Annotated in this window: 22 protein-coding genes; 13 read left to right on the top strand and 9 right to left on the bottom strand. The window is 70.2% G+C overall.

Going from position 1 to position 19,417, the window contains the following annotated elements; all coding sequences use genetic code 11:
* Nucleotides 1-228 precede the first annotated feature (228 nt).
* A complete protein-coding gene (locus OG972_RS14330) occupies nt 229-426 on the bottom strand; it encodes an AlpA family transcriptional regulator (protein ID WP_266981610.1) in 198 nt (65 codons plus the stop codon).
* Nucleotides 427-550: 124 nt separating this feature from the next.
* Here OG972_RS14330 and OG972_RS14325 point away from each other — a divergent pair, with 124 nt between their 5' ends.
* Both OG972_RS14325 and OG972_RS14320 read left to right on the top strand, forming a co-directional pair.
* Complete coding sequence (locus OG972_RS14325; protein ID WP_266981608.1) at nt 551-1,054, top strand: helix-turn-helix transcriptional regulator; 504 nt, start codon at nt 551-553, stop codon at nt 1,052-1,054.
* 20 nt (nt 1,055-1,074) lie between these two features.
* Complete coding sequence (locus tag OG972_RS14320) at nt 1,075-2,229, top strand: site-specific integrase (RefSeq protein WP_266981606.1); 1,155 nt, start codon at nt 1,075-1,077, stop codon at nt 2,227-2,229.
* A 7-nt stretch (nt 2,230-2,236) separates the two neighbouring features.
* Here the strand turns inward: OG972_RS14320 and sodN are convergent, their stop codons facing one another.
* Nucleotides 2,237-2,632: a superoxide dismutase, Ni gene (gene sodN, locus OG972_RS14315; protein ID WP_266981604.1), complete on the bottom strand. Its 396-nt coding sequence runs from the start codon at nt 2,630-2,632 to the stop codon at nt 2,237-2,239.
* A gap of 154 nt (nt 2,633-2,786) precedes the next feature.
* On the opposite strand from sodN, the gene sodX reads away from it, so the two are divergent.
* Nucleotides 2,787-3,233, top strand: a complete 447-nt coding sequence (gene sodX / locus OG972_RS14310; protein WP_266981602.1) for a nickel-type superoxide dismutase maturation protease — start codon at nt 2,787-2,789, stop codon at nt 3,231-3,233.
* Here sodX and OG972_RS14305 read toward each other — a convergent pair.
* Nucleotides 3,137-3,766, bottom strand: a complete 630-nt coding sequence (locus tag OG972_RS14305) for a CGNR zinc finger domain-containing protein (protein ID WP_266981600.1) — start codon at nt 3,764-3,766, stop codon at nt 3,137-3,139. The genes sodX and OG972_RS14305 overlap by 97 nt on opposite strands.
* A 95-nt stretch (nt 3,767-3,861) precedes the next feature.
* Between OG972_RS14305 and OG972_RS14300 the strand changes: the two genes are divergently transcribed.
* The 3 genes from OG972_RS14300 (at nt 3,862) to OG972_RS14290 (ending at nt 6,028) form a co-directional block, all read left to right on the top strand.
* Nucleotides 3,862-4,623, top strand: a complete 762-nt coding sequence (locus OG972_RS14300; RefSeq protein ID WP_266981598.1) for a trans-aconitate 2-methyltransferase — start codon at nt 3,862-3,864, stop codon at nt 4,621-4,623.
* Nucleotides 4,624-4,769: 146 nt separating this feature from the next.
* Nucleotides 4,770-5,258: a SigE family RNA polymerase sigma factor gene (locus OG972_RS14295; RefSeq protein ID WP_266981596.1), complete on the top strand. Its 489-nt coding sequence runs from the start codon at nt 4,770-4,772 to the stop codon at nt 5,256-5,258.
* The gene (locus OG972_RS14290) at nt 5,255-6,028 is read left to right on the top strand and encodes a hypothetical protein (RefSeq protein ID WP_266981594.1); all 774 of its coding nucleotides are present in this window, start codon (nt 5,255-5,257) and stop codon (nt 6,026-6,028) included. The genes OG972_RS14295 and OG972_RS14290 overlap by 4 nt, the downstream gene beginning before the upstream one ends.
* Nucleotides 6,029-6,098: 70 nt before the next feature.
* Here the strand turns inward: OG972_RS14290 and OG972_RS14285 are convergent, their stop codons facing one another.
* From OG972_RS14285 to OG972_RS14275, 3 genes are read right to left on the bottom strand one after another with little or no spacing between them, the layout of a single operon-like run.
* Entirely contained in the window at nt 6,099-6,860 is a 762-nt protein-coding gene (locus tag OG972_RS14285; RefSeq protein ID WP_323135868.1) for an amino acid ABC transporter ATP-binding protein, read from the bottom strand.
* Entirely contained in the window at nt 6,857-7,807 is a 951-nt protein-coding gene (locus OG972_RS14280) for an amino acid ABC transporter permease (RefSeq protein WP_266981592.1), read from the bottom strand. The genes OG972_RS14285 and OG972_RS14280 overlap by 4 nt, the downstream gene beginning before the upstream one ends.
* Nucleotides 7,808-7,835: 28 nt before the next feature.
* Nucleotides 7,836-8,798 (bottom strand): ABC transporter substrate-binding protein, encoded by a 963-nt coding sequence (locus OG972_RS14275; RefSeq protein WP_266981590.1) that lies wholly within the window; start codon nt 8,796-8,798, stop codon nt 7,836-7,838.
* A gap of 523 nt (nt 8,799-9,321) precedes the next feature.
* Here OG972_RS14275 and OG972_RS14270 point away from each other — a divergent pair.
* From OG972_RS14270 to OG972_RS14255, 4 genes are all read left to right on the top strand, one after another.
* Nucleotides 9,322-10,545, top strand: coding sequence for an NADP-dependent malic enzyme (locus tag OG972_RS14270; RefSeq protein ID WP_266981588.1), 1,224 nt, complete (start codon nt 9,322-9,324; stop codon nt 10,543-10,545).
* Nucleotides 10,546-10,756: 211 nt separating this feature from the next.
* Nucleotides 10,757-11,722, top strand: a complete 966-nt coding sequence (locus OG972_RS14265; protein WP_266981586.1) for a zinc-binding dehydrogenase — start codon at nt 10,757-10,759, stop codon at nt 11,720-11,722.
* Nucleotides 11,723-12,481: 759 nt separating this feature from the next.
* Nucleotides 12,482-12,691, top strand: a complete 210-nt coding sequence (locus tag OG972_RS14260; protein ID WP_014154112.1) for a sigma factor-like helix-turn-helix DNA-binding protein — start codon at nt 12,482-12,484, stop codon at nt 12,689-12,691.
* Nucleotides 12,691-13,272 carry a Clp protease N-terminal domain-containing protein gene (locus tag OG972_RS14255; protein WP_266981585.1) on the top strand — a complete coding sequence of 194 codons (582 nt, stop codon included), beginning with the start codon at nt 12,691-12,693 and terminating at the stop codon, nt 13,270-13,272. The genes OG972_RS14260 and OG972_RS14255 overlap by 1 nt, the downstream gene beginning before the upstream one ends.
* Before the next feature lie 41 nt (nt 13,273-13,313).
* Here OG972_RS14255 and OG972_RS14250 read toward each other — a convergent pair whose 3' ends face one another.
* Together OG972_RS14250 and OG972_RS14245 are read right to left on the bottom strand one after the other, a co-directional pair.
* Nucleotides 13,314-14,309, bottom strand: coding sequence for a PadR family transcriptional regulator (locus OG972_RS14250; protein ID WP_266981583.1), 996 nt, complete (start codon nt 14,307-14,309; stop codon nt 13,314-13,316).
* Between the two features lies 1 nt (nt 14,310).
* Entirely contained in the window at nt 14,311-15,168 is an 858-nt protein-coding gene (locus OG972_RS14245) for a DUF4097 family beta strand repeat-containing protein (protein WP_266981581.1), read from the bottom strand.
* A gap of 153 nt (nt 15,169-15,321) precedes the next feature.
* Between OG972_RS14245 and OG972_RS14240 the strand changes: the two genes are divergently transcribed.
* Nucleotides 15,322-16,143 carry a hypothetical protein gene (locus tag OG972_RS14240; RefSeq protein ID WP_266981579.1) on the top strand — a complete coding sequence of 274 codons (822 nt, stop codon included), beginning with the start codon at nt 15,322-15,324 and terminating at the stop codon, nt 16,141-16,143.
* Between the two features lie 61 nt (nt 16,144-16,204).
* Here the strand turns inward: OG972_RS14240 and OG972_RS14235 are convergent, their stop codons facing one another.
* Nucleotides 16,205-16,384, bottom strand: a complete 180-nt coding sequence (locus OG972_RS14235) for a DUF6104 family protein (protein ID WP_023586593.1) — start codon at nt 16,382-16,384, stop codon at nt 16,205-16,207.
* 233 nt (nt 16,385-16,617) lie between these two features.
* Between OG972_RS14235 and OG972_RS14230 the strand changes: the two genes are divergently transcribed.
* Together OG972_RS14230 and OG972_RS14225 are read left to right on the top strand one after the other, a co-directional pair.
* A complete protein-coding gene (locus OG972_RS14230; RefSeq protein ID WP_266981573.1) occupies nt 16,618-17,226 on the top strand; it encodes a CU044_2847 family protein in 609 nt (202 codons plus the stop codon).
* Between the two features lie 56 nt (nt 17,227-17,282).
* On the top strand, nt 17,283-19,307 hold the full coding sequence (locus OG972_RS14225) for a trypsin-like peptidase domain-containing protein (protein WP_266981571.1): 2,025 nt from the start codon (nt 17,283-17,285) through the stop codon (nt 19,305-19,307).
* The last annotated feature ends 110 nt before the right edge of the window (nt 19,308-19,417 follow it).

The raw sequence follows: 19,417 nt of genomic DNA, 5'->3' as shown, positions 1-19,417 counted from the left end.
TTTGGCCGGGGATCGCGACCGGTGGCCAGACAGCTTTGTGGAGTGAGTTCGAAGGCGTGGGGGACGTAGAGTCCTCCATTGTCGTTCCTCTCTGGTGAGGGGCGGGCGGGCAAGGCCCGGCCCTCACCGGTTCGTTCGTTCAGGCAAGGGCGGCGAAGTGGGGAATCTCAGGCCCTCGGCGTTGGCTCGCCGGGGGCCGTTGCCATGTCAGGGGCTGAGGTCGGCATCTCATGCGGCGGTGCCCCACTCGTCCTGGCCCTGAGCCAGCGCCTGCTCGTAGCTCAGCAGCTCGGCCACGGGGTACAGCACCCGCTTGCCGATCTTGATGCCGCGCGGGCCTTTCCCGATCTGTCGCCAGTAGCGGACTGTGCTCTCGGCCGTGCGGTAGCGCTCGGCGACCTCGGCGGTGGTCAGGTATTGCGCCATGCGGTTTCCCATTCGACTAGGTGGCGATTTGATCTGCATAAGGTGTACCCGACGATCGCGGATTTTCCAAACCGGGAAGCTCGTGTTTCAATTAGGATAGCGACTGAGGGTGATGGGAGACGCGATGGCAGACAACAAGGCAGGCGGGGCGGAGGTGCCGCTGCTCTATAGCGAGGGGAATGTCGCCGAACGCGTGGCGCTGGAGCGCGAAGTGCGGGGATGGAGCACGACCGAGCTGGCAGAGCGGGTGACCAAGGCCGGCGTGAAGATGAACCAGACCGCGGTCTGGCGTATCGAGAACGGCGAGCCGCGTCGCCGCATCAACCTCGATGAGGCCCTCGCCTTCGCCAGAGTCTTCGAGCTCCCCCTCGAAGAGCTCATGTCTCCGCCGCTCGAAGGCATCGACATGGACGGGCGGCGCCTCGTCCAGGAAGCCGTCGAGGCGTTCTACGAGTCCCGAGATGCCCAGGACCGCCTGCACCAAGCCGTCGTCGCGGCGGTCGGGCACATCCAGGCCCACCCCGACAGCTCACGCGCCATCCATGAGCAGTGCCTCCGCCTTATGGGCGACGAGCGCGATGCCCGCGCCCTCACCGAGTACATCGAGGGCGGCGGCTACTACCGATAACCAACCCAAGGAGACCCGACTTGGCCAACATTCAGAAGCGCCCCAACGGCAAATGGCGGGCCCGCTACCGCGACCTCGGCGGCAAGGAGCACGCTCGCCACTTCGAGCGCAAGGTCGACGCCCAGCGCTGGCTCGACGAGGTCACGACCAGCATGGTCACCGGCCTGTACGTGGACCCGCGCGCAGGCAAGATCTCCTTCGAGAAGTACGCGACGAAGTGGGAGGCCGAGCAGATCGTCGGCGAGGCGGGCGCGCGCATCACCGACAACGCCCTGCGGCTCCACCTCATACCCGCGCTCGGCTCGTACGCGATGGCATCACTGCGCCGCAGCCATATCCAGGCCCTTTTCAAGAAGCTGTGTGAGCAGCTCGGCCCCGGCAGCGTACGCAACGTCTACGAGGTCCTGGTCCGCGTCATGACGGCCGCCGTCGAGGACAAGGTCATCTCCGTGACGCCGTGCAAGCGGATCACCCTCCCGCCCATCCCGGACGACGAGATCACGCCGCCCACCGTGGCTCAGGTCGAAGCGATGTCCGGTGCCATGACGCCGTACATCCGCTCGGCGATCGTCGTCCTCGCCGGATCGGGCTTGCGTATAGGCGAGTTGCTCGGTCTCAAGGTCTCGGACGTCGACTTCAAGCGCGGCACTATCCGCGTCGAGCGGCAGCGGCTGCAATCCGGCCTGATAGGGCCGCCGAAGACCGGCAAATCACGGCGCACGGTCCCGGTCGGCGAAGTAGTCACCGACGCGCTCCTAGCGCATCTCGCCGCACGGCCCTCGAAAGAGTGGCTGTTCACGATGGAGGAGGGCGAACCCCTCAACTACCGTCGCTGGAAGACTGAATGGAACTGCGCCCGCAAGGCGCTCCAAGCGGCGGAGAGCGAGGCGGCCGAGCGCGAGGGCCGCAAGCCCGTCGAGCTGCCGCACATGGTGACCCACGACCTGCGGCACTTCTACGCCTCCGCGCTGATCGCCGGCGGGGCGAGCGTCAAGCAGGTGCAGCTGGTCCTCGGCCACGCGTCCGCCGTCATCACCCTGCGGATCTACGCGCATCTGTGGCCGGGAGAAGAAGACCGCACCCGGTCCGTGATGGATGCCGTTCTCGGCGGCCTGCGGACCGGGTGCGGACAGGTAGCCGACATGACCAGCGAAACCGCAGGTCAGACGGCCTAACCAGAGATCAGGCCTTCTTGGTCTCCCAGAAGATCTTGTCGATCTCGGCGATGTAGTCCAGCGCCTTCTGGCCCGTCGCCGGGTCCGTGGAGGCCTTCGCGGCCGACAGCGCCTTGAGGGCGTCGTTGACCAGCTGGTGCAGCTCCGGGTACTTCTCGAAGTGCGGGGGCTTGAAGTAGTCGCTCCACAGCACCGAGATGTGGTGCTTCGCAAGCTCGGCGCGCTGCTCCTTGATGACCACCGCGCGGGCCCGGAAGTGCGGGTCCTCGTTGGCCTGGTACTTCTCCTGGACGGCCTTGACGGACTCCGCCTCGATGCGGGCCTGGGCCGGGTCGTACACGCCGCAGGGCAGGTCGCAGTGGGCGCTGACCTTCACCTTGGGGGCAAACAGGCGGGAAAGCATTGAGCTGTCCTTCCTCGTGATCGTCTTCTCAGGTGGGACATTACTCCGTGAGGGACGTGTTTTCGTGGGTGCCCCCATGGGCTTAGGCCAAAAGTCCAGGGCGAATATGGGACCAGTGGTCGAATGCACGGAACGGACCGGGGAGGTGCCGGAGATGCCGGAGGTACCGGAGTTGGCGCAGGAGCCCGTGCGGGGCAGGGCGGGGCGGCTGCCCTTCCAGGTGGTGGAGGTGACGGGGCCGTCGATGGTGCCCACGCTGTACCACGGGGACTGGCTGCTCGTGCAGTACGGAGCGCCGGTGCGCCCCGGTGACGTGGTCGTCCTGCGCCACCCCTTCCAACAGGACCTGTTGGTCGTCAAGCGGGCCACCGAGCGCCGCACGGGCGGCTGGTGGGTGCTGGCCGACAACACGTTCGCGGGCGGGGACAGCACGGACTACGGGACGGTGCCCGAAGAACTGGTGCTGGCCCGGGTCCGGGCCCGCTACCGGCCGCTGAGGAAGGATCAGCGTTCGGTCCGCGCGGTGCTGGCCTGGGCGGTCTCCGCGCTGCGGCCGGTGTCGGCGGCGCGCTCCGTCTCCAGGCGCTTGCGGGCCCGGTAGGCGGCCACATTGGCGCGGGTCGCGCAGCGGTCCGAGCAGTAGCGGCGGGACCGGTTGGTCGAGGTGTCGAGGTACGCGTTGCGGCAGGGCGCGGCCTCGCAGAGCCCGAGCCGGTCCACCCCGTACGACGTGAGGTGGAAGGCGAGACCCATCGCTGCGATGGCGGCGTAGCCGGCCGTCACGTTCGAGGGGTGGTCGGCCAGATGCATGTGCCAGTCCGGTTTTCCGTCCGCGTCACGGGTGTCGTGGCCGGAGATCTGCGGGCTGACCGGGAACTCCAGCAGCAGCGAGTTCAACAGGTCGACGGCGAGCGTCTCGTCGCCGATGTCGGCCGCCTCGAAAACGGCGCGCAGCCGCGCCCGTACCGACCGGAAGCGGGTCACGTCCGCGTCGGTGGCGCGCCTCGCCGCCTGCCCGTTGGCGCCGAACAGATCGCGGACCGCCTCGACGGAGGTGAGGACGTCCTTGTTGCGGGCCGGCTCCTCGGTGTTGACCAGGCGCACCGCATAGTCCGAGTAATAGGCCAGTTCCACTTGTAGTCCTTACGGGGTCGGTCTAAGGTCTGGGTACGGTGACCGATGTAACGGTCGTTTCTGCTTCGAGGGTATTACGTAGTGGAGGGGTTCGGGTGACGGAGACATCGACGGGCACTGACTGGCAGGCCTGGCAGCAGAGCTGGGACCGGCAGCAGGAGTGGTACATGCCCGACCGCGAGGAACGGTTCCGGGTGATGCTGGACATGGTCGAGGCCTTCGTCGGGCCACGACCGAGGGTGCTCGACCTCGCGTGCGGTACGGGAAGTATTACGGACCGGCTCCTCAAGCGGTTCCCCGAGGCCACCAGCACCGGCGTCGACCTCGACCCGGCGCTGCTCGCCATCGCCCGCGGCTCCTTCGCCGGCGACGAGCGCGTCACCTTTGTCACGGCCGACCTCAAGGACCCCGCCTGGGCCGAGCGGCTGCCGTACGACACGTACGACGCCGTCCTCACCGCCACCGCCCTGCACTGGCTGCACAGCGAACCGCTCGCCACGCTCTACGGGCAGCTCGGCCGACTCGTCAGGGACGGCGGGGTGTTCATGAACGCCGATCACATGATCGACACCGACACCCCCCGCATCAACGCGGCCGAACGCGCCCACCGCCATGCCGGGATGGACCGTGCCAAGGCCGCGGGGGCCCTCGACTGGGCGGACTGGTGGGCCCTCGCGGCCAAGGACCCGGTCCTCGCCGCCCCGACCGCCGAACGGTACAAGATCTACGGCGAGCACGCCGACGGCGACATGCCGTCCGTGCGGTGGCACGCGGACACTCTGCGCGCCGCGGGCTTCGGCGAGGCACGGGCCGTCTGGGCCTCCCCGTCGGACGCCCTGGTGCTCGCCGTCAAGTAGCGGCACCATGCGCCGCACGGGGCGGTACGGACTCCGGTCCGTGCCGCCCCGAACTTTTTCCGTCTCTGCTGCAACCCGCCGCGCACCCCGGCGCACTGGAAGGGTGAGACGGTCCGCACCCGCGGACCCGGGAGGGGGCGCCGACGATGCGGATCGATGACGAAGCCGCGCTGCACGCCTTCGTCGAGGGCAGACGTACGGCACTGTTCCGCAGTGCCTATCTGCTCTGCGGCGACCGGCACGAGGCCGAGGACCTGGTCCAGTCGACCCTGGTGAAGGTCGTGCTCGGCGGGCGGCGGCACGGGCGGCTGGACAACATCGAGGCGTACGCGCGCAAGACGCTGGTCAACACCTTCATCGCCGCCCGTCGCCGGTTCTGGCGGCGCGAGCAGGCGTACGGCGAACTGCCGGACCACGCGGGCCAGTCGCCCGACACGGACACCGGTCTTGCGGTACGGGCGGCCCTCGCCCGGCTCTCGGCCAAGCAGCGGGCCGTCCTGGTGCTGCGGTACTGGGAGGACCTGAGCGTCGAGGCCACGGCCGACATGCTCGGGATGCGCGAGAACACGGTCAAGAGCCACACGGCTCGGGGGTTGGCGGCGCTGCGCGCCGAAATGGTGGAGGAATACGCATGAGCGACGTCAAGGAACTGCTGGGGCGGGCCGCCGAGCACGCGGGGCAGCCGGTGATCAGCGCCGAAGGCGTGTACGCGAAGGCCGCCCGGGTGCGGTGGCGACGCCGGGCCACGGTCGCGGCAGCCGCGTTCGGCGTGGTCACGGCCGGGGCGCTCGCGGTCCCGGGACTGACCGCGCAGCCGAAGGAGGAGCAGGCTTCGGTGGCGGCGCCCGCCGAACTGGCCGGCAACAGCGGCCGGGCGAAGCAGCTCGTCGAGCTGCTGCCCAAGGGCGTGGGCGCGGTCGAGCAGGTCTCGCTCGCTGTGATCATCAAGCACGCGACCCCGCAGCAGGCCAAGGAGCACCCGGTGGGGCCGCTGGACGGGCAGTACGCCGTCCGGAGGGACGGAGGCGTCGGCTACCTCGTCATCCGCGCCATGAATGGCAAGCAGGTCGGCCAGAAGTTCGGCGGACTCGATCCCGCTGCGAACCTCTGCAAGCCGACCAACGGGGAGCGGCGCCCGGCCGACTGCGTACGCGAGGAACTGCCGGACGGCCGGGTGCTGACCATCTGGAGCGACCCGATGAAGAACCTCGACGGAGGTACGCCGGACTGGGGGCCCGAGCTCGTGGCCCGGCTCACCCTGAAGGACGGCGGGCTGCTGGCCGTCCGGGACAGCACCGGCTTCACGGCCGACACCTCGCAGGGGCCTCTGCTGAAGAGCACGCCGCTCACCCGCGCCCAGCTGCGCACGCTGATGCTGAGTCCGGAGCTGCTGCCGAAGAAGTAGCCCGGGGCCGGACACGGGAGAGGGCGGTACGGACCGGAGTCCGTACCGCCCTCGTGTCACTCCCGTACCGCTACAGCACCTTCGACAGGAACGACTTCGTCCGGTCGTGCTGCGGGTTCGTCAGTACGTCGCGCGGGTGGCCCGACTCGACCACCACCCCGTCGTCCATGAAGACCAGCGCATCGCCGACCTCCCGGGCGAAGCCCATCTCATGGGTCACGACGACCATCGTCATGCCGTCCTCCGCGAGCCCGCGCATGACGTCGAGGACGTCGCCCACCAGCTCCGGGTCGAGCGCCGACGTCGGCTCGTCGAAGAGCATCAGCTTCGGCTCCATGGCCAGGGCTCGGGCGATCGCCACCCGCTGCTGCTGGCCGCCGGAGAGCTGCGACGGGTAGTTCTTCGCCTTGTCGCCCAGGCCGACCCGGTCCAGCAACCGCTCCGCGCGGGCCCGGGCGACGGCCTTCGCCTCGCCCTTGACCTGGACGGGTGCCTCCATGACGTTCTCGATGGCCGTCATGTGCGGGAAGAGGTTGAAGCGCTGGAAGACCATGCCGATGTCCCGGCGCTTCAGGGCGACCTCGCTGTCCTTGAGCTCGTAGAGCTTGTCGCCCTTCTGGCGGTAGCCCACCAGCTGCCCGTCGACATAGAGCCGGCCGGCGTTGATCTGCTCCAGGTGGTTGATGCACCGCAGGAACGTCGACTTGCCGGAACCGGACGGGCCGATCAGGCAGAAGACCTCCCGCGGGGCGACCTCCAGGTCGATGCCCTTGAGAATGTGCGCGGCGCCGAAGGACTTGTGGACGCCCTCGGCCTTCACCATGGCGGTCATGCCATGCCTCCCGACGGGCGTCCCAGGGACAGCAGGTTGGCCCGGATCTTCTGCATGGGGGTCGGCGGCAGGCTGCGGCTCGAACCGCGCGCGTAGTACCGCTCCAGGTAGAACTGGCCCACGGTCAGCACCGACGTCATGATCAGGTACCAGGCCGCGGCGAGGAAGTACATCTCCACCGGGGCTCCGGACGACGATCCGATGTCCTGGGCGTACCGGAACAGTTCGGTGAACTGCACCGCGGACACGAGCGACGTCGTCTTCAGCATGTTGATGACTTCGTTGCCCGTCGGCGGCACGATCACCCGCATCGCCTGCGGGATCACGATGCGCCGCAGCGTCTTGCCGTGGCTCATGCCCAGCGCGTGCGACGCCTCCGTCTGGCCCTCGTCGACCGAGAGCAGACCGGCGCGGCAGATCTCCGCCATGTAGGCGGCCTCGTTGAGGCCCAGGCCGAGCAGCGCCGTCAGCAGCGGCGTCATGAAGCTCGACCAGTAGTCCTTGTAGATCGGCCCGAGGTTGATGTACTCGAAGACCAGACCCAGGTTGAACCAGACGAACAGCTGTACCAGGACCGGGGTGCCGCGGAAGAACCAGATGTAGAACCACGCGATGGACGAGGTCACCGGGTTCTTGGAGAGCCGCATCACCGCGAGCAGGATGCCGCCCACGATGCCGATGACCATCGACAGTGCGGTCAGCAGCAGGGTCTGGCCGACGCCCTTGATGATCCGGTTGTCGAAGAAGTAGTCGGGGATGGCGCCCCAGTTGATCTTGCCCTGGGAGAAGGCGTAGATGATCGCGACCAGTGCGGCGATGGCGATGACCGCCGAGACGTACCGGCCGTAGTGCCGGACCGGGATGGCCTTGATCGCCTCCGGTCCGGCCGACGGGGTGGGGGGGACGGGCGGCTCATCGGCCGGGCCCGTCTTCTCGATGTCAGTCACAGGTGAAGCCTTTCAGCACGGTGCCCGGTCAGGATCCGCCGTTGATCTTGGCCTCGGTGACCGCGCCGGCCTCCACGCCCCACTTCGCGATGATCTTTCCGTACTCGCCGTTCTTGATGAGCGCGTCCAGGGCCGCCTGGACGGCCTTGGTGAGCTGGTCGTTGCCCTTGGCGATGGCGATGCCGTACGGAGCGGCTTCGACCTGCTCGCCGACGATCTGGAAGTCCTTGCCGCCACCCGAGGTCTTCACCGCGTACGCGGCCACCGGGAAGTCGGAGGAGACGGCGTCGACGCCACCGCTGCGCAGCCGGGTCTGGGCCTCCAGGTCCGTGTCGTACGACTCGATCGCGATCGTCTTGCCGCCCGTGCACTTCTTGGACTCGGCCTTGGCGAGGTCGTGCGAGACGGTGCCGCGCTGCACGGCGATCTTCTTGCCGCAGAGGTCGGACCAGGTCTTGATGCCCTTGTCGTCACCCTTCTTGGTGTAGATCGAGACACCGGCGGCGAAGTAGTCGACGAAGTCGACGCCCTCGCCGACCTTCTTCTTCGTCTCGGAGTCGATGCCTTCCTGGCGGTCCTTGGTGTCGGTCATGGCCGACATCGCCAGCTGGTAGCGCTTGGCGCGCAGGCCCGAGATCAGCGTGTCGAACGTGCCGTTCTCGAACTCGAAGCGCACACCGAGCTCCTTGCCCAGCGCGGCACCGAGGTCGGGGTCGATGCCGACGACCTTGCCGGACTTGTCCTTGAACTCGACCGGCGGGTACGCGATGTCCGAGCCGACCGTGATGACGCCCTTGGCCTTGATGTCCTGCGGCAGGAGGTCGGCGGGGGAGGACGCCCCGGAAGAGCTCTTCGTCGACTCGGAGGCCTTCGTTCCGCCCTTGGTCTGGTCGCCACAAGCGGTCAGCAGCATGGTGCCGGCGACCGCGATGGCGCAGACCGCTGCAATCCGGGACTTCGCGGTCGTACGACGGGTGGTGCGTGCGGTCATGATCGGGTTCCTCCGGCAGGTGAGGGTGGAGTTGCCAGGCGGTATGGCACACATCGTCGGATGTCGCCGCCTCGTGTGATTACGGCATCTTGCCATTCGGACTAGCCCAATCAGGGGGCCAGTCATGTCAAAATCGGGTAACGGGCGATCCCCGAACCTCAACAGGCCGGTACACAAGGCCGGACCTTCTATGGGGTTTCCTTCTTCCGGCCGGAGAATCTCCGGCGCGTCTCGACTGGTGGACGGATATTTGGTCGATTAGTCGACTTGTCCAGGTATTCGACTATGAGGCACGTCACCGCGTCGGTTTGGACTCGTCCGGGATGCGGTCTGTCCGGTAAGAAAGACCTTTACACCCCTCATCCGGGGCTCAGGGCGCGTGTGCGGCGCGCCCGCGCGTACGTACCTCCCCCTGTCGGAGCGGGCCAACCGCCCAGTGCAGGGAACGTAGGCGGTGCCCGCCCACCCCTCCTCAACCAGGAGTGGCCACCCTCAGACAATGAAGACTTAAGGGGTCAACACCATGGCAGCGGAGATCGTCAATCCTCGCAGCGACAGCACGACTGACAGCAGTACCGGCAGCGCGACCGATGAGCCGTTCGACGCGGCCTTCGCGCTCCACCGCGGAGGGAAGATGGCCGTGCAGGCCACTGTCCCGCTGCGTGACAAGGACGACTTGTCCCTCGCATACACGCCGGGCGTTGCCAAGGTGTGCAGCGCCATCGCGGAGAATCCTGAGCTGGTTCACGACTACACCTGGAAGTCGCAGGTCGTCGCCGTCGTGACGGACGGCACCGCGGTGCTCGGGCTGGGAGACATCGGTCCGGAGGCGTCTTTGCCGGTGATGGAGGGCAAGGCGATCCTCTTCAAGCAGTTCGGCGGGGTCGACGCGGTGCCGATCGCGCTCGCGACGACCGATGCGGACGAGATCGTGGAGACGGTCGTCCGGCTCGCGCCGTCCTTCGGAGGGGTGAATCTGGAGGACATCTCGGCACCCCGCTGCTTCGAGATCGAGCGCAAGCTGCAGGAGCGGCTCGACATTCCGGTCTTCCACGACGACCAGCACGGTACGGCCGTGGTGACCCTGGCCGCGCTGCGCAACGCCGCGAAGCTGTCCGGGCGGACCCTCGGTGACCTGCGCGGCGTCATCTCCGGCGCGGGGGCGGCAGGCGTGGCCATCGCCAAGTTCCTGCTGGAGGCGGGGCTCGGTGACGTCGCCGTGGCCGACCGCAAGGGGATCGTCAGCCGGGACCGCGAGGACCTGACGGACGTCAAGCGTGAGCTCGCGGAGATCACCAACAAGGCCGGCATCTCCGGTCCGCTGGAGACCGCGCTGGTCGGCGCGGACGTCTTCATCGGCGTCTCCGGCGGTACGGTGCCGGAGGCAGCGGTCGCGTCGATGGCGCCCGGTGCGTTCGTCTTCGCCATGGCCAACCCGGACCCGGAGGTCCACCCCGACATCGCGCACAAGTACGCGGCGGTCGTGGCGACGGGCCGGTCGGACTACCCGAACCAGATCAACAACGTGCTGGCCTTCCCCGGCATCTTCGCCGGCGCGCTGCAGGTGCGGGCTTCCCGCATCACCGAGGGCATGAAGATCGCCGCGGCGACTGCGCTGGCGGATGTGGTGGGGGCCGAGCTGGCGGCGGACTACGTGATTCCCTCACCGTTCGACGAGCGGGTTGCTCCCGCGGTGACGGCCGCGGTTGCCGCGGCGGCACGCGCGGAGGGTGTGGCGCGGCGCTGAGGTGAGCCGGGGGCGGGGTGGGGGTGCGGGACGCCTGCGGCGGACCTCCGCCCCCGCCCCGCCCCTTCCCGAACCGGGGCTCGGCCCCGGCCCCCACGCCTCGAACGCAGGCGAGGCGGAATCATGCCCCGCGCCCTGGGTACGGCCACGCGGGCCACGTCACACCCTCCGCCGGTTCCGTCGCACCCGCCCCGCGCCTAGTGTCAGGGCCATGTTCGCCGCCTACGCAGCCCGCATCGACCGCGACCAGCCCCTCACCGGCCTCGAGCTGGGCGAGCGCCCCGCCCCCGAGGCGCGCCCCGGCTGGACCACCGTCAATGTCCGGGCAGCTTCCCTCAACCATCACGACCTCTGGTCGCTCCGTGGCGTCGGCCTCGCCGAGGACAAGCTGCCGATGATCCTCGGCTGCGACGCAGCCGGGATCGACGAGGACGGCAACGAGGTCGTCCTGCACTCCGTCATCGGCCAGACCGGGCACGGCGTCGGCCCGAACGAGCCGCGGTCCATCCTCACCGAGCGCTACCAGGGCACCTTCGCCGAACAGGTCACCGTCCCCAGCTGGAATGTGCTGCCCAAGCCGAAGGAGCTCACGTTCGAGCAGGCCGCCTGTCTGCCGACCGCCTGGCTCACCGCGTACCGGATGCTCTTCACCAATGCCGGAGTACGGCCCGGTGACTCCGTCCTCGTCCAGGGCGCGGGCGGTGGTGTCGCGACCGCCGCGATCGTCCTCGGCAAGGCTGCCGGGCTGCGGATCTACGCCACCAGCCGCGACGAGGCCAAGCGCAAGAGGGCTGTCGAGCTCGGGGCGATCGAGGCGTACGAGCCCTGCGCAAGGCTGCCGCAGCGCGTCGATGCCGTCATCGAGACGGTCGGCGCGGCCACCTGGTCCCACTCGGTGAAGTCGCTGCGCCCCGGTGGCACCCTGGTCATCTCCGGCGCGACCAGCGGCGACCGGCCCTCGCACGCCGAGCTGACCCGGATCTTCTTCCTGGAGCTGAAGGTCGTCGGTTCGACGATGGGGTCCAAGGACGAGCTGGAGGACCTGCTGGCGTTCTGTGCGACGACCGGAGTGCGGCCTGTCATCGACGAGGTACTGCCGCTGGACCGTGCCCGCGAGGGGTTCGAGCGGCTCGCCTCGGGCGACCAGTTCGGAAAGATCGTACTCACCACATCCTGAGGTGCTTCTCTCCGACGTAGCGGTGATGACCCGTCGGGTCTGCTGCTGAGATCTGCCGCCATGCGTACGGTCGGAGCCGCATGGCGGCAGTTGTCGCTTCGTCCGTGTCGGCGGCGGGTTCCTCTCCCCCGCCGCCGACACGCTCCCGGCCGGGGATCCGCAGCCGCATGGCATTCCGCGGCCGGCCGACGAGCACGGCCGGGCCCTCGCCCTGCGCGGAGCGTCGAGGGCCCGGCGAACCGTGGCGACCTGCATCGAGCGGTTGTTGGTGGCGGCCCGGTCCTGCATCTTCTCGGTGACGACCCGCCACAGGCCGGCCGGTGCGCGTTGCAGGCTGGGGTCCTCGTACAGACGGGTGAAGGCGCGCGGGGCGGCGGGCTCGACGTACACGGAGAACCATCCGCCGGGGTGCGGGGTGAACGCGAGCCCGTCCTCCGCCCGCCCCGCCCCGACCCGGCGCGGACGCGCCTCGCCGCACCGCCCCCGCACCGGCTCCAGGCATGCCGCTCGGCGACCGGCCGTCGACGCCCGCTTCGCTCACCTGTGTGCACCCCGCACTTCTGCTGTCCCGCTCCTGCCGTCGGCGCGCCGGTGGCGCGTCCCCGTTGACCGGTCGACGGGCGCCGCGGTGCGCAGGCGCGAGGTGAGGTGCGGAGGGAGGTCTGCGGGGGAGCGTGCGGGCTGTCACGGTGGCGCAGTCCGATGAGGCTCGCGTCAACCGTGGTTGACACGAGCTCCATGTCAACGTAAGTTGACATCATGACCGAAGCAACGGATCTCGCCGCACGCGCCGGCGACCGCGACCCGCGCGTCGGGTTGCGCGCCGTCGCCGCCCTCCGGCGGCTGCTGGAGCAGCTCGAAGCCGTACAAGTCAGAAGCGCCCGCGTCCAGGGCTGGTCGTGGCAGGAGATCGCGGCCGAACTGGGCGTCAGCCGACAGGCCGTCCACAAGAAGTACGGGAGGCATTGATGTTCGAGCGATTCACCAGCGGTGCCCGCGCCGTCGTGACCGGCGCCGTGGACCAGGCCAGGAAGACCGGTTCCGATTCCGTCACCGAGGAGCACATGCTGCTCGCCCTGCTCGACCAGCAGGGCAACCGGGCCGCCTTCGCCGTCGCGGCCCTCGGACTGACCGACCGTCGCGCCTCGGTGGAGGCGGCGCTTGCCGAGGCCCGTCGGCGAGGCGGGCTGACCAAGGCCGACACGGACGCACTCGCCGACATCGGCATCGATGTGACGGAGATCGTCACCCGGATCGAGGACGCCCACGGCGAGGGCGCCCTGGCCGCGGACCGGAAGGGCCGCCGCGGACGGTCCGGGCGGCCTGCCTTCGCCCGGGGTGCAAAGACCATTCTGGAGAAGTCCCTGCGAGTGGCGGTGGGGCGCGGTGACCGGTTCATCGGCGAGGAACACATCCTGCTGGCGTTCACCGTCACACCCGGTGTGGTCGCCGATGTGCTGACGGAACACGGGGCGACGCACGAGGCGGTCACGCGGGCGCTGTACGGGGAGGGCGCCGGGGGAGCCGAGGGACAGGCGACGGCGGGGTAGGAATGTGGTGGACGGGCCGGGGGGCATGCCCCCGGCCCTGCTCACTCCTTGGCGTCGGCGTCCTTCCGCAGGAGCGCGCCGATGCGGGCGGCCGCCGTCGACAGATGGCGGCGGGCCTCCACCAGCTGGTCCTCCGTCACACCCCGGTCGCGGGCCGCGTCGCGGATGTCGTCCCGGAAGCGGTCGAGCAGGCGGTCCAGGTCGCGGGCCGGGTCGCCCGTCGTGCCCGCCTCCTTGCCCCAGTCGGGATCGCCGGCCGGCGGTTCGGGCCTGGTGTACGGGGGCCGGCCGCTCGTCCCGGTGTAGCCGGCCAGGCGGCCGGTGATCTCGGCCAGCCCCTCCCGTACGCCGGTGGGCCAGTCACCCCGGGCGAAGTGCTCCTGGACCTGCCGGGCCGCGTTCTGCATCTGCTCGCGCGCCTTCTCCTGGGCCTCCTTGGCCTGGCGGCGCGCCTGCTGGGCGTCCTCGCGGGCGCGGCGGGACTCGTCCTTCGCCCGGCGGGCCTGCTCCTTCCACTCCTGTTTGGCCTTGCGCAGCTCCTCCTTGGCGGTGCGCCAGGCCTCGCTGTCGCCGAAGTCCGTGAAGTCGCCGAAATCACCGAACGGGGAGCTCCGGTCGCCCTTCGCGCCGGTCCCGGTGGCGGAGGTCTGCCGGGTCTCGCCGGCTGCCGCGCGCATCTCGCTGCGCAGCTTCCCCGCCGCGCCCCGCACGTCGTCCCGCATCTCGGCGGCCAGTTCGGAGACCGACTCGCGGATCTCCAGCTCCAGATCGGCCAGTTCGCCGCCGCGGTCCGCCAGTTCGGCGCGGCCCGCGTCGGTGATCGAGTAGACCTTGCGGCCGCCCTCGGTGGCATGCGTGACGAGACCTTCGGCCTCCAGCTTGGCCAGGCGCGGATAGACGGTGCCCGCTGACGGTGCGTACAGACCTTGGAAGCGTTCCTCCAGGATCCGGATCACCTCGTAGCCGTGACGGGGCGCCTCGTCCAGGAGTTTCAGCAGGTAGAGGCGGAGCCGCCCATGGGCGAATACGGGGGGCATGTCAGAGCTCCTTTCCGGTCGGCTCGGCGTCGTACGGATCGTCCTCGGCCGGTGGGCGGCGCAGCAGGGCTATCGACCCCGACACGGTCGTGGCCCTCAGCGTCCCGGTGCCTGCGCCGAGCGTCCCGGTGATCCGCTTCGCACCCCACTGGCCGCCGACCCGCAGATCCTCGAAGCCGTTGGAGACGGCGCCGCTGGCCGTGTTCGCCTCGACCGTCGCGTCCGCCGGGTGCGGCAGCCGGATGGCGACCTCGCCGGAGACCGTGGTCAGCCGGATGTCCGTGGGCTTCCCGGTCGGGTCAAGGTCCAGCACCATGTTGCCGCTGACCGATTCGGCCCGTACCGCTGCGCCGGCACCCTCGACGACCGTCAGATCGCCGGAGACCGACTTGAAGCGGAGCTCCCCGGTGACGGACTGGGCCTCCACATTGCCGGAGACCGTGTCCGCGCGGACCGTGCCGGCGAGGCCGACGAGCGTGGTGTCGCCGGTGATGCCGCGCACGTCCGTGCGTCCCCGGATGCCCGAGACCAACGCTCCGGCGCCGACCGTGCCGAGCTCGACCGTCGACCCGGCCGGCACGGCGAGCGAGACCACTGCGCTGCGGTGCCGCCCCTTGCGGTCGAACCACTTCAGGAAGCCGTGCCAGGGCAGATCCTCGTAGGCGACCGTGAGGATGCCGTTCTTCTGCGTCACGTTGAGCGGCGGGCCCTCGATCGCGGAGACCTCCAGCCGCGCGGTCGGCTCCTCGGTGCCGACGACGTTGACGGTGCCGTTGACGATGCGCACGCTGAGCGCGGTCACCGGGTCGTCGAAGGTGAGCTTCTGGGGCTCGGCGATGGCCCACGTCGACACAGGCATGGATCTGACCTCCCAGGAGCGCGCCCTGACGCAACATATCGCGTCTCTTGGGCAACACGATATATCGCGGCTTGGGGAAGTCAAGGGAGGGTGAGGCGACCTGGGGTGATCAAATGGCGCCAAATATGGGCAAATTGCCCTACGGTGTGGGACATGAACGCGACATCACCCGTGGGTGCGCTGCTGCTCTGCCGAGCCGAACCCGACTCCGTGCGGCCGGTGGCCCATCTGCTGCGCGAGCGGATGCTGCTCGCGCCCGCCGGTGACGGGTGGAGCGTCCTCGTGCCGGAGGGAATGCCCTGGCAGGACGGGGGAGAAGGGGATCAGCCGGTCGACAGTGTGGTGGGCGGCTGGGCCACCGCACTCGCGGTCGGCTCCATCTGGCCGGTTCTCGCACTGTGGTGGGACGGCGACCGGGCCGGCTACACGCTCGCGTCCGGCTTCCGGCGGCCCGTCGGATACGTCTGGCTGGCGGACGGGACTCCGGCGGGTGAGGACGAGGCGATGCGTACGTTCGCCGCGCGGCTCGGCCTCGACCCCGTCCTGGACATCCAGCGGCTCGAAACGCTGACCCGCCCGGATCCCGACGCGGACGCCCGTACCCGGCTGCGCGGCCTCCTCGCCGCGCTCACCCGGATCGGACTGATCCTCCCGGCCGGCCTCGATCCCGGCGAACCCGCCGATCGGCTGCACGCCTCGGCCGACAGCAGGCCGGGCACGGAGCGGATCGCCTGGGCGGGCTGGCGCGACGCCGTGAAGATCGAACTCGACGCGGTCGAGAACAGCAGACTCGGCCCGTGGCTGCGAGGCCCCAAGGCGCGTGCGCTCGCCACCGCCCAGCTCGCCGCGGGGGTACCGCTCGTCACCTGGGGGATCGGGCGCCGCAGAGGAGGGTGGGCGTTCGCGGGAGCGCTGCTGATCGTGCACGGTGCACTCGGTCTTGCGTACGACCGGATCCGGGCCGACGGGTGCTGATCCGGGCCGACGGGGAATTCCGGGCCGACGGAAACCGGCGGACGCGCCCCGGGGCGTCGCCCTATTCCTCGTCCTCGTCGTCCAGTCGGGCCAGCCAGGTGGCGAGGCGCTCGACGGGGACCTCGAAATCGGGATTGAGGTCGACGAACGTACGCAGCTGCTCGGCGAGCCACTCGAAAGTGACCTCCTCCTCGCCGCGCCGCTTCTCCAGCTCCTCGATGCCACGGTCGGTGAAGTACATGGCCGCAAGTTTAATGCCTGGTGACAGCCCCCAGGGGGCCGGGAGCGAGGCCGCAGGGACCCTCGGCGGGGACGACGGAATCCGGCCGGGAGACGTCCGAGAACCGGTGCACCCGGCCCCGGCGTCCTGACGGATGTGCATCGCATCGATCGCGTACTGCCGTTAACCTGCGGGGAGTTCGGGGAACGGGGGGTGTCATGAGTGACAGCGGGGCCCGTATTACACGCATTGAGATGCCGGACGGTACACCGGTCTGGGCACGCATCTCCGGGGCCGAGGAACTTGAGCGGCGGCCTGCCGGGAACGGACTGTCCTACACGGACACCGGCTTCTCGGACTTCGCCGACCAGGTGCAGGCCCGGGTGGAGAGCCTGCAGGGGGTGGTGACCAGCGTCGCGCGGTCGCTCGCCGAGCCGCTGCGGGCCGTGCGGCCGGACGAGGTCAGCGTCGAATTCGGCATCGAGCTCACCGCCAAGGCCGGCAAGGTGGTCGGACTCCTCGCGGACGGGGAGGCCAAGGGCGCCATCAAGGTCACGCTCACCTGGAGCGGTGGCGGCCCGGCCGTCGATCCGTCGATCACGCCGCAGGTGCCCGCGCAGGCCGCCGCGCCGCCCACGCCACCCGTCCCGTCCGTCCCGCCCGCGCCCTCCGCGCCGCCTGCACCACCGGCGCCGCCGGGACCGGCCCCCGCGGGGTCCGCGCAGCCGGGGTCCGCACGGCCCGACCCCGCGTCCCCGCCGTCGCACGCTCCCGCATCCGCGGACGATGCGTCCGCCGGAGCATCCCCCGGCGCACCGGCGCACCCCGACGGTGCCGCGACCGCCGACGGCGGCGGGTCATGACGCAGGAGACCGCCGGGGGCGCAGAAGGGGGTCCGGGGCCGGAGGAGGCTGCGCTCATGGACCTCGTGCGGGACGCCACCGTACGCATCCATCGCCGGGGGGACGGGTATGCCACTGACGGACCCGGCCCGGGCTTCCTGGGGAGTGGCTTTTTCATCGCCCCGAGCTGGGTCCTCACGTGCGCACATGTCGCCATGCAGGGGGAGGGGCGCGAGGTGAACGTGCTGTTCAGGGCCGACCCCTACGACACCGAGCTGACCGAGGTCCCCGGCGTGGTGCTCGCCGCGCTGCCCGAGACCCGGCCGGCCGGCGACCGGGGCTGGCCCGCGCCCGACCTCGCGCTCATCCAGTTGCGGCGGCCCGTCGAACACCCCTGTGTGTACGTCACCGAGCGCTCGGAGGCCATGCTCCGCGGCCGCAAGGTCCGCGTCGTGGGCTGGGCGCCCGCCCCGGGCGGCGGGCTGACGACGCTCAGCGGCGACTGCGAGGTGAAGGGCACCTTCGGCGGCTGGGCCGATGCCGACCAGCAGATCCGGCTTGCCGAGGACTGGCTGGCGCCCGGGATGTCCGGCGGGCCCGTCGTGGACGTCACCCGCGGCGAGGTTGTCGGCGTGATCAAATCGCGGCTCGACGGCCACCAGGGCGGCACCGCCATCGGAATCGAGCGGCTCCGCTCCCTCACCGTGCCCGCCGGACCCGTGGAGACCGAGACGGACGACACGTACCAGGCTGTCTTCCACGCCCACGACCGCTACCACGCCGACCGGCACAACAGCCCCGCGTCCACCGAGCGGACCTGGGCCGATGTGCAGAGTGAGCTTCCCGGCCCGGCCGGCCGGGTGCTCAGCCCCAAGCGGCGGATCGACCTCCTGGGCAGGCTCGCCGAGTTCCCGCCGCCGGTCAGCACCCGCAATCTGCTGCGGCTCCTCGACGGCCTGCCGAACGTCCATGCGCGCGATCTCCGTCCGGCGCCGCGCGGCTGGCGCGACGGACTCGGCGCGCTGTACGACGCCCGCGTCCGCGACCGCGACGCCGCACTCGAACTGATCCTGCGCTACTGCATGGGCGTCCTCGCCGCCGACCGCCCGTACGACGTGCCGTCCACCCGGGCCGCCACGAAGTCCCTGTGGGAATGGGTGAAACGGATCGCCGACGAGGACCTGTCCCGCGACTTCCGGCAGGAACTCGTGCTGCACTGGCGCGCCGTCCGGCAGAGCCGGGACCAGGAACACCAGCGGGCCCCCGAGCCGAGGGGCGAACCGGCCCGGTACGGCGAACGCGCCTTCGTCCTGCTGGAACTGGAACCGCGGGGCTGGGAACGGGACCGTTACGACTGGCGGATCGGCGTCGCCCGCCGCACCGGGGAGGTCCTGCCCGTCGCCGAGGACAGCCAGGGCACGGGGCCCGGCGCTCTCCCGGCCCGGCTGGCCGCCCCGCTCGCCGAGGCGTTCCGGCGGTGCGACGAACCCGACAGCCCCGCCATGCTCCAGGTGGCGGTCCCACCGGCGCTGCTCGGCCTGGACGTCGACAACTGGAAGGTGACCCCCGACGGGCTGCCGCTCGGAGCCGTACGCCCGGTCGTCGTCCGCCGCTCGGCGCGGGAGCAGCCGCCGGACGACGACGTGGAAAGACTGCGCAGGGCCCGCTGGAACGGCACCCGGAACTCCTCGGTGCAGGCCGAAGTCGTCGACTGCGAGGACGGAATGGGGGTACGCGTACCGGAGGTGGCGAGGCTGCACACCCTGGCGTACGAGACCGTGCCGGTCCTCTGCCGGTACGGTGGCCGGCCGGACCCCGAGACCACGGCCGGACTGGTGCGGCTCCTCGACGGCGGCTTCGGGGTGGCCCTGTGGCGGCGGACCGGGGAACCGGACGGGGTCTGCTCCGAATTCCATCGGCGCGCCCTCAACACCGTCGCGGAGACCCGCACCGCCGACCGGCTGCCGCAGCGGATCCACGAGCTGAGATGGGACGTGAAGGCGGAACGTGCCGATGCGTTCTGGTCCTACGGCGTCGTTCTGTTCTATGACGATCCGCACCATATGCTCCCCGGTTCCGGTCAGCTCCTGGAGGCGCCGTGAACAGCGCCGGCCGGCCTCTTACGGGGGAGTTCACGGATCGATACCGTGAGGCACGTTCGACGGCTGCTGCCCCTCACACCGGACCTGGCGGACGAGTGACGACGAGGAAC

The sequence above is a fragment of the Streptomyces sp. NBC_01669 genome, assembly GCF_026339735.1.
Taxonomy (GTDB): Bacteria; Actinomycetota; Actinomycetes; order Streptomycetales; family Streptomycetaceae; genus Streptomyces; species Streptomyces yanii.
The sequence above is the reverse complement of the archived record's forward strand: the minus strand, read 5'-3'. Positions and strand labels throughout refer to the sequence as shown.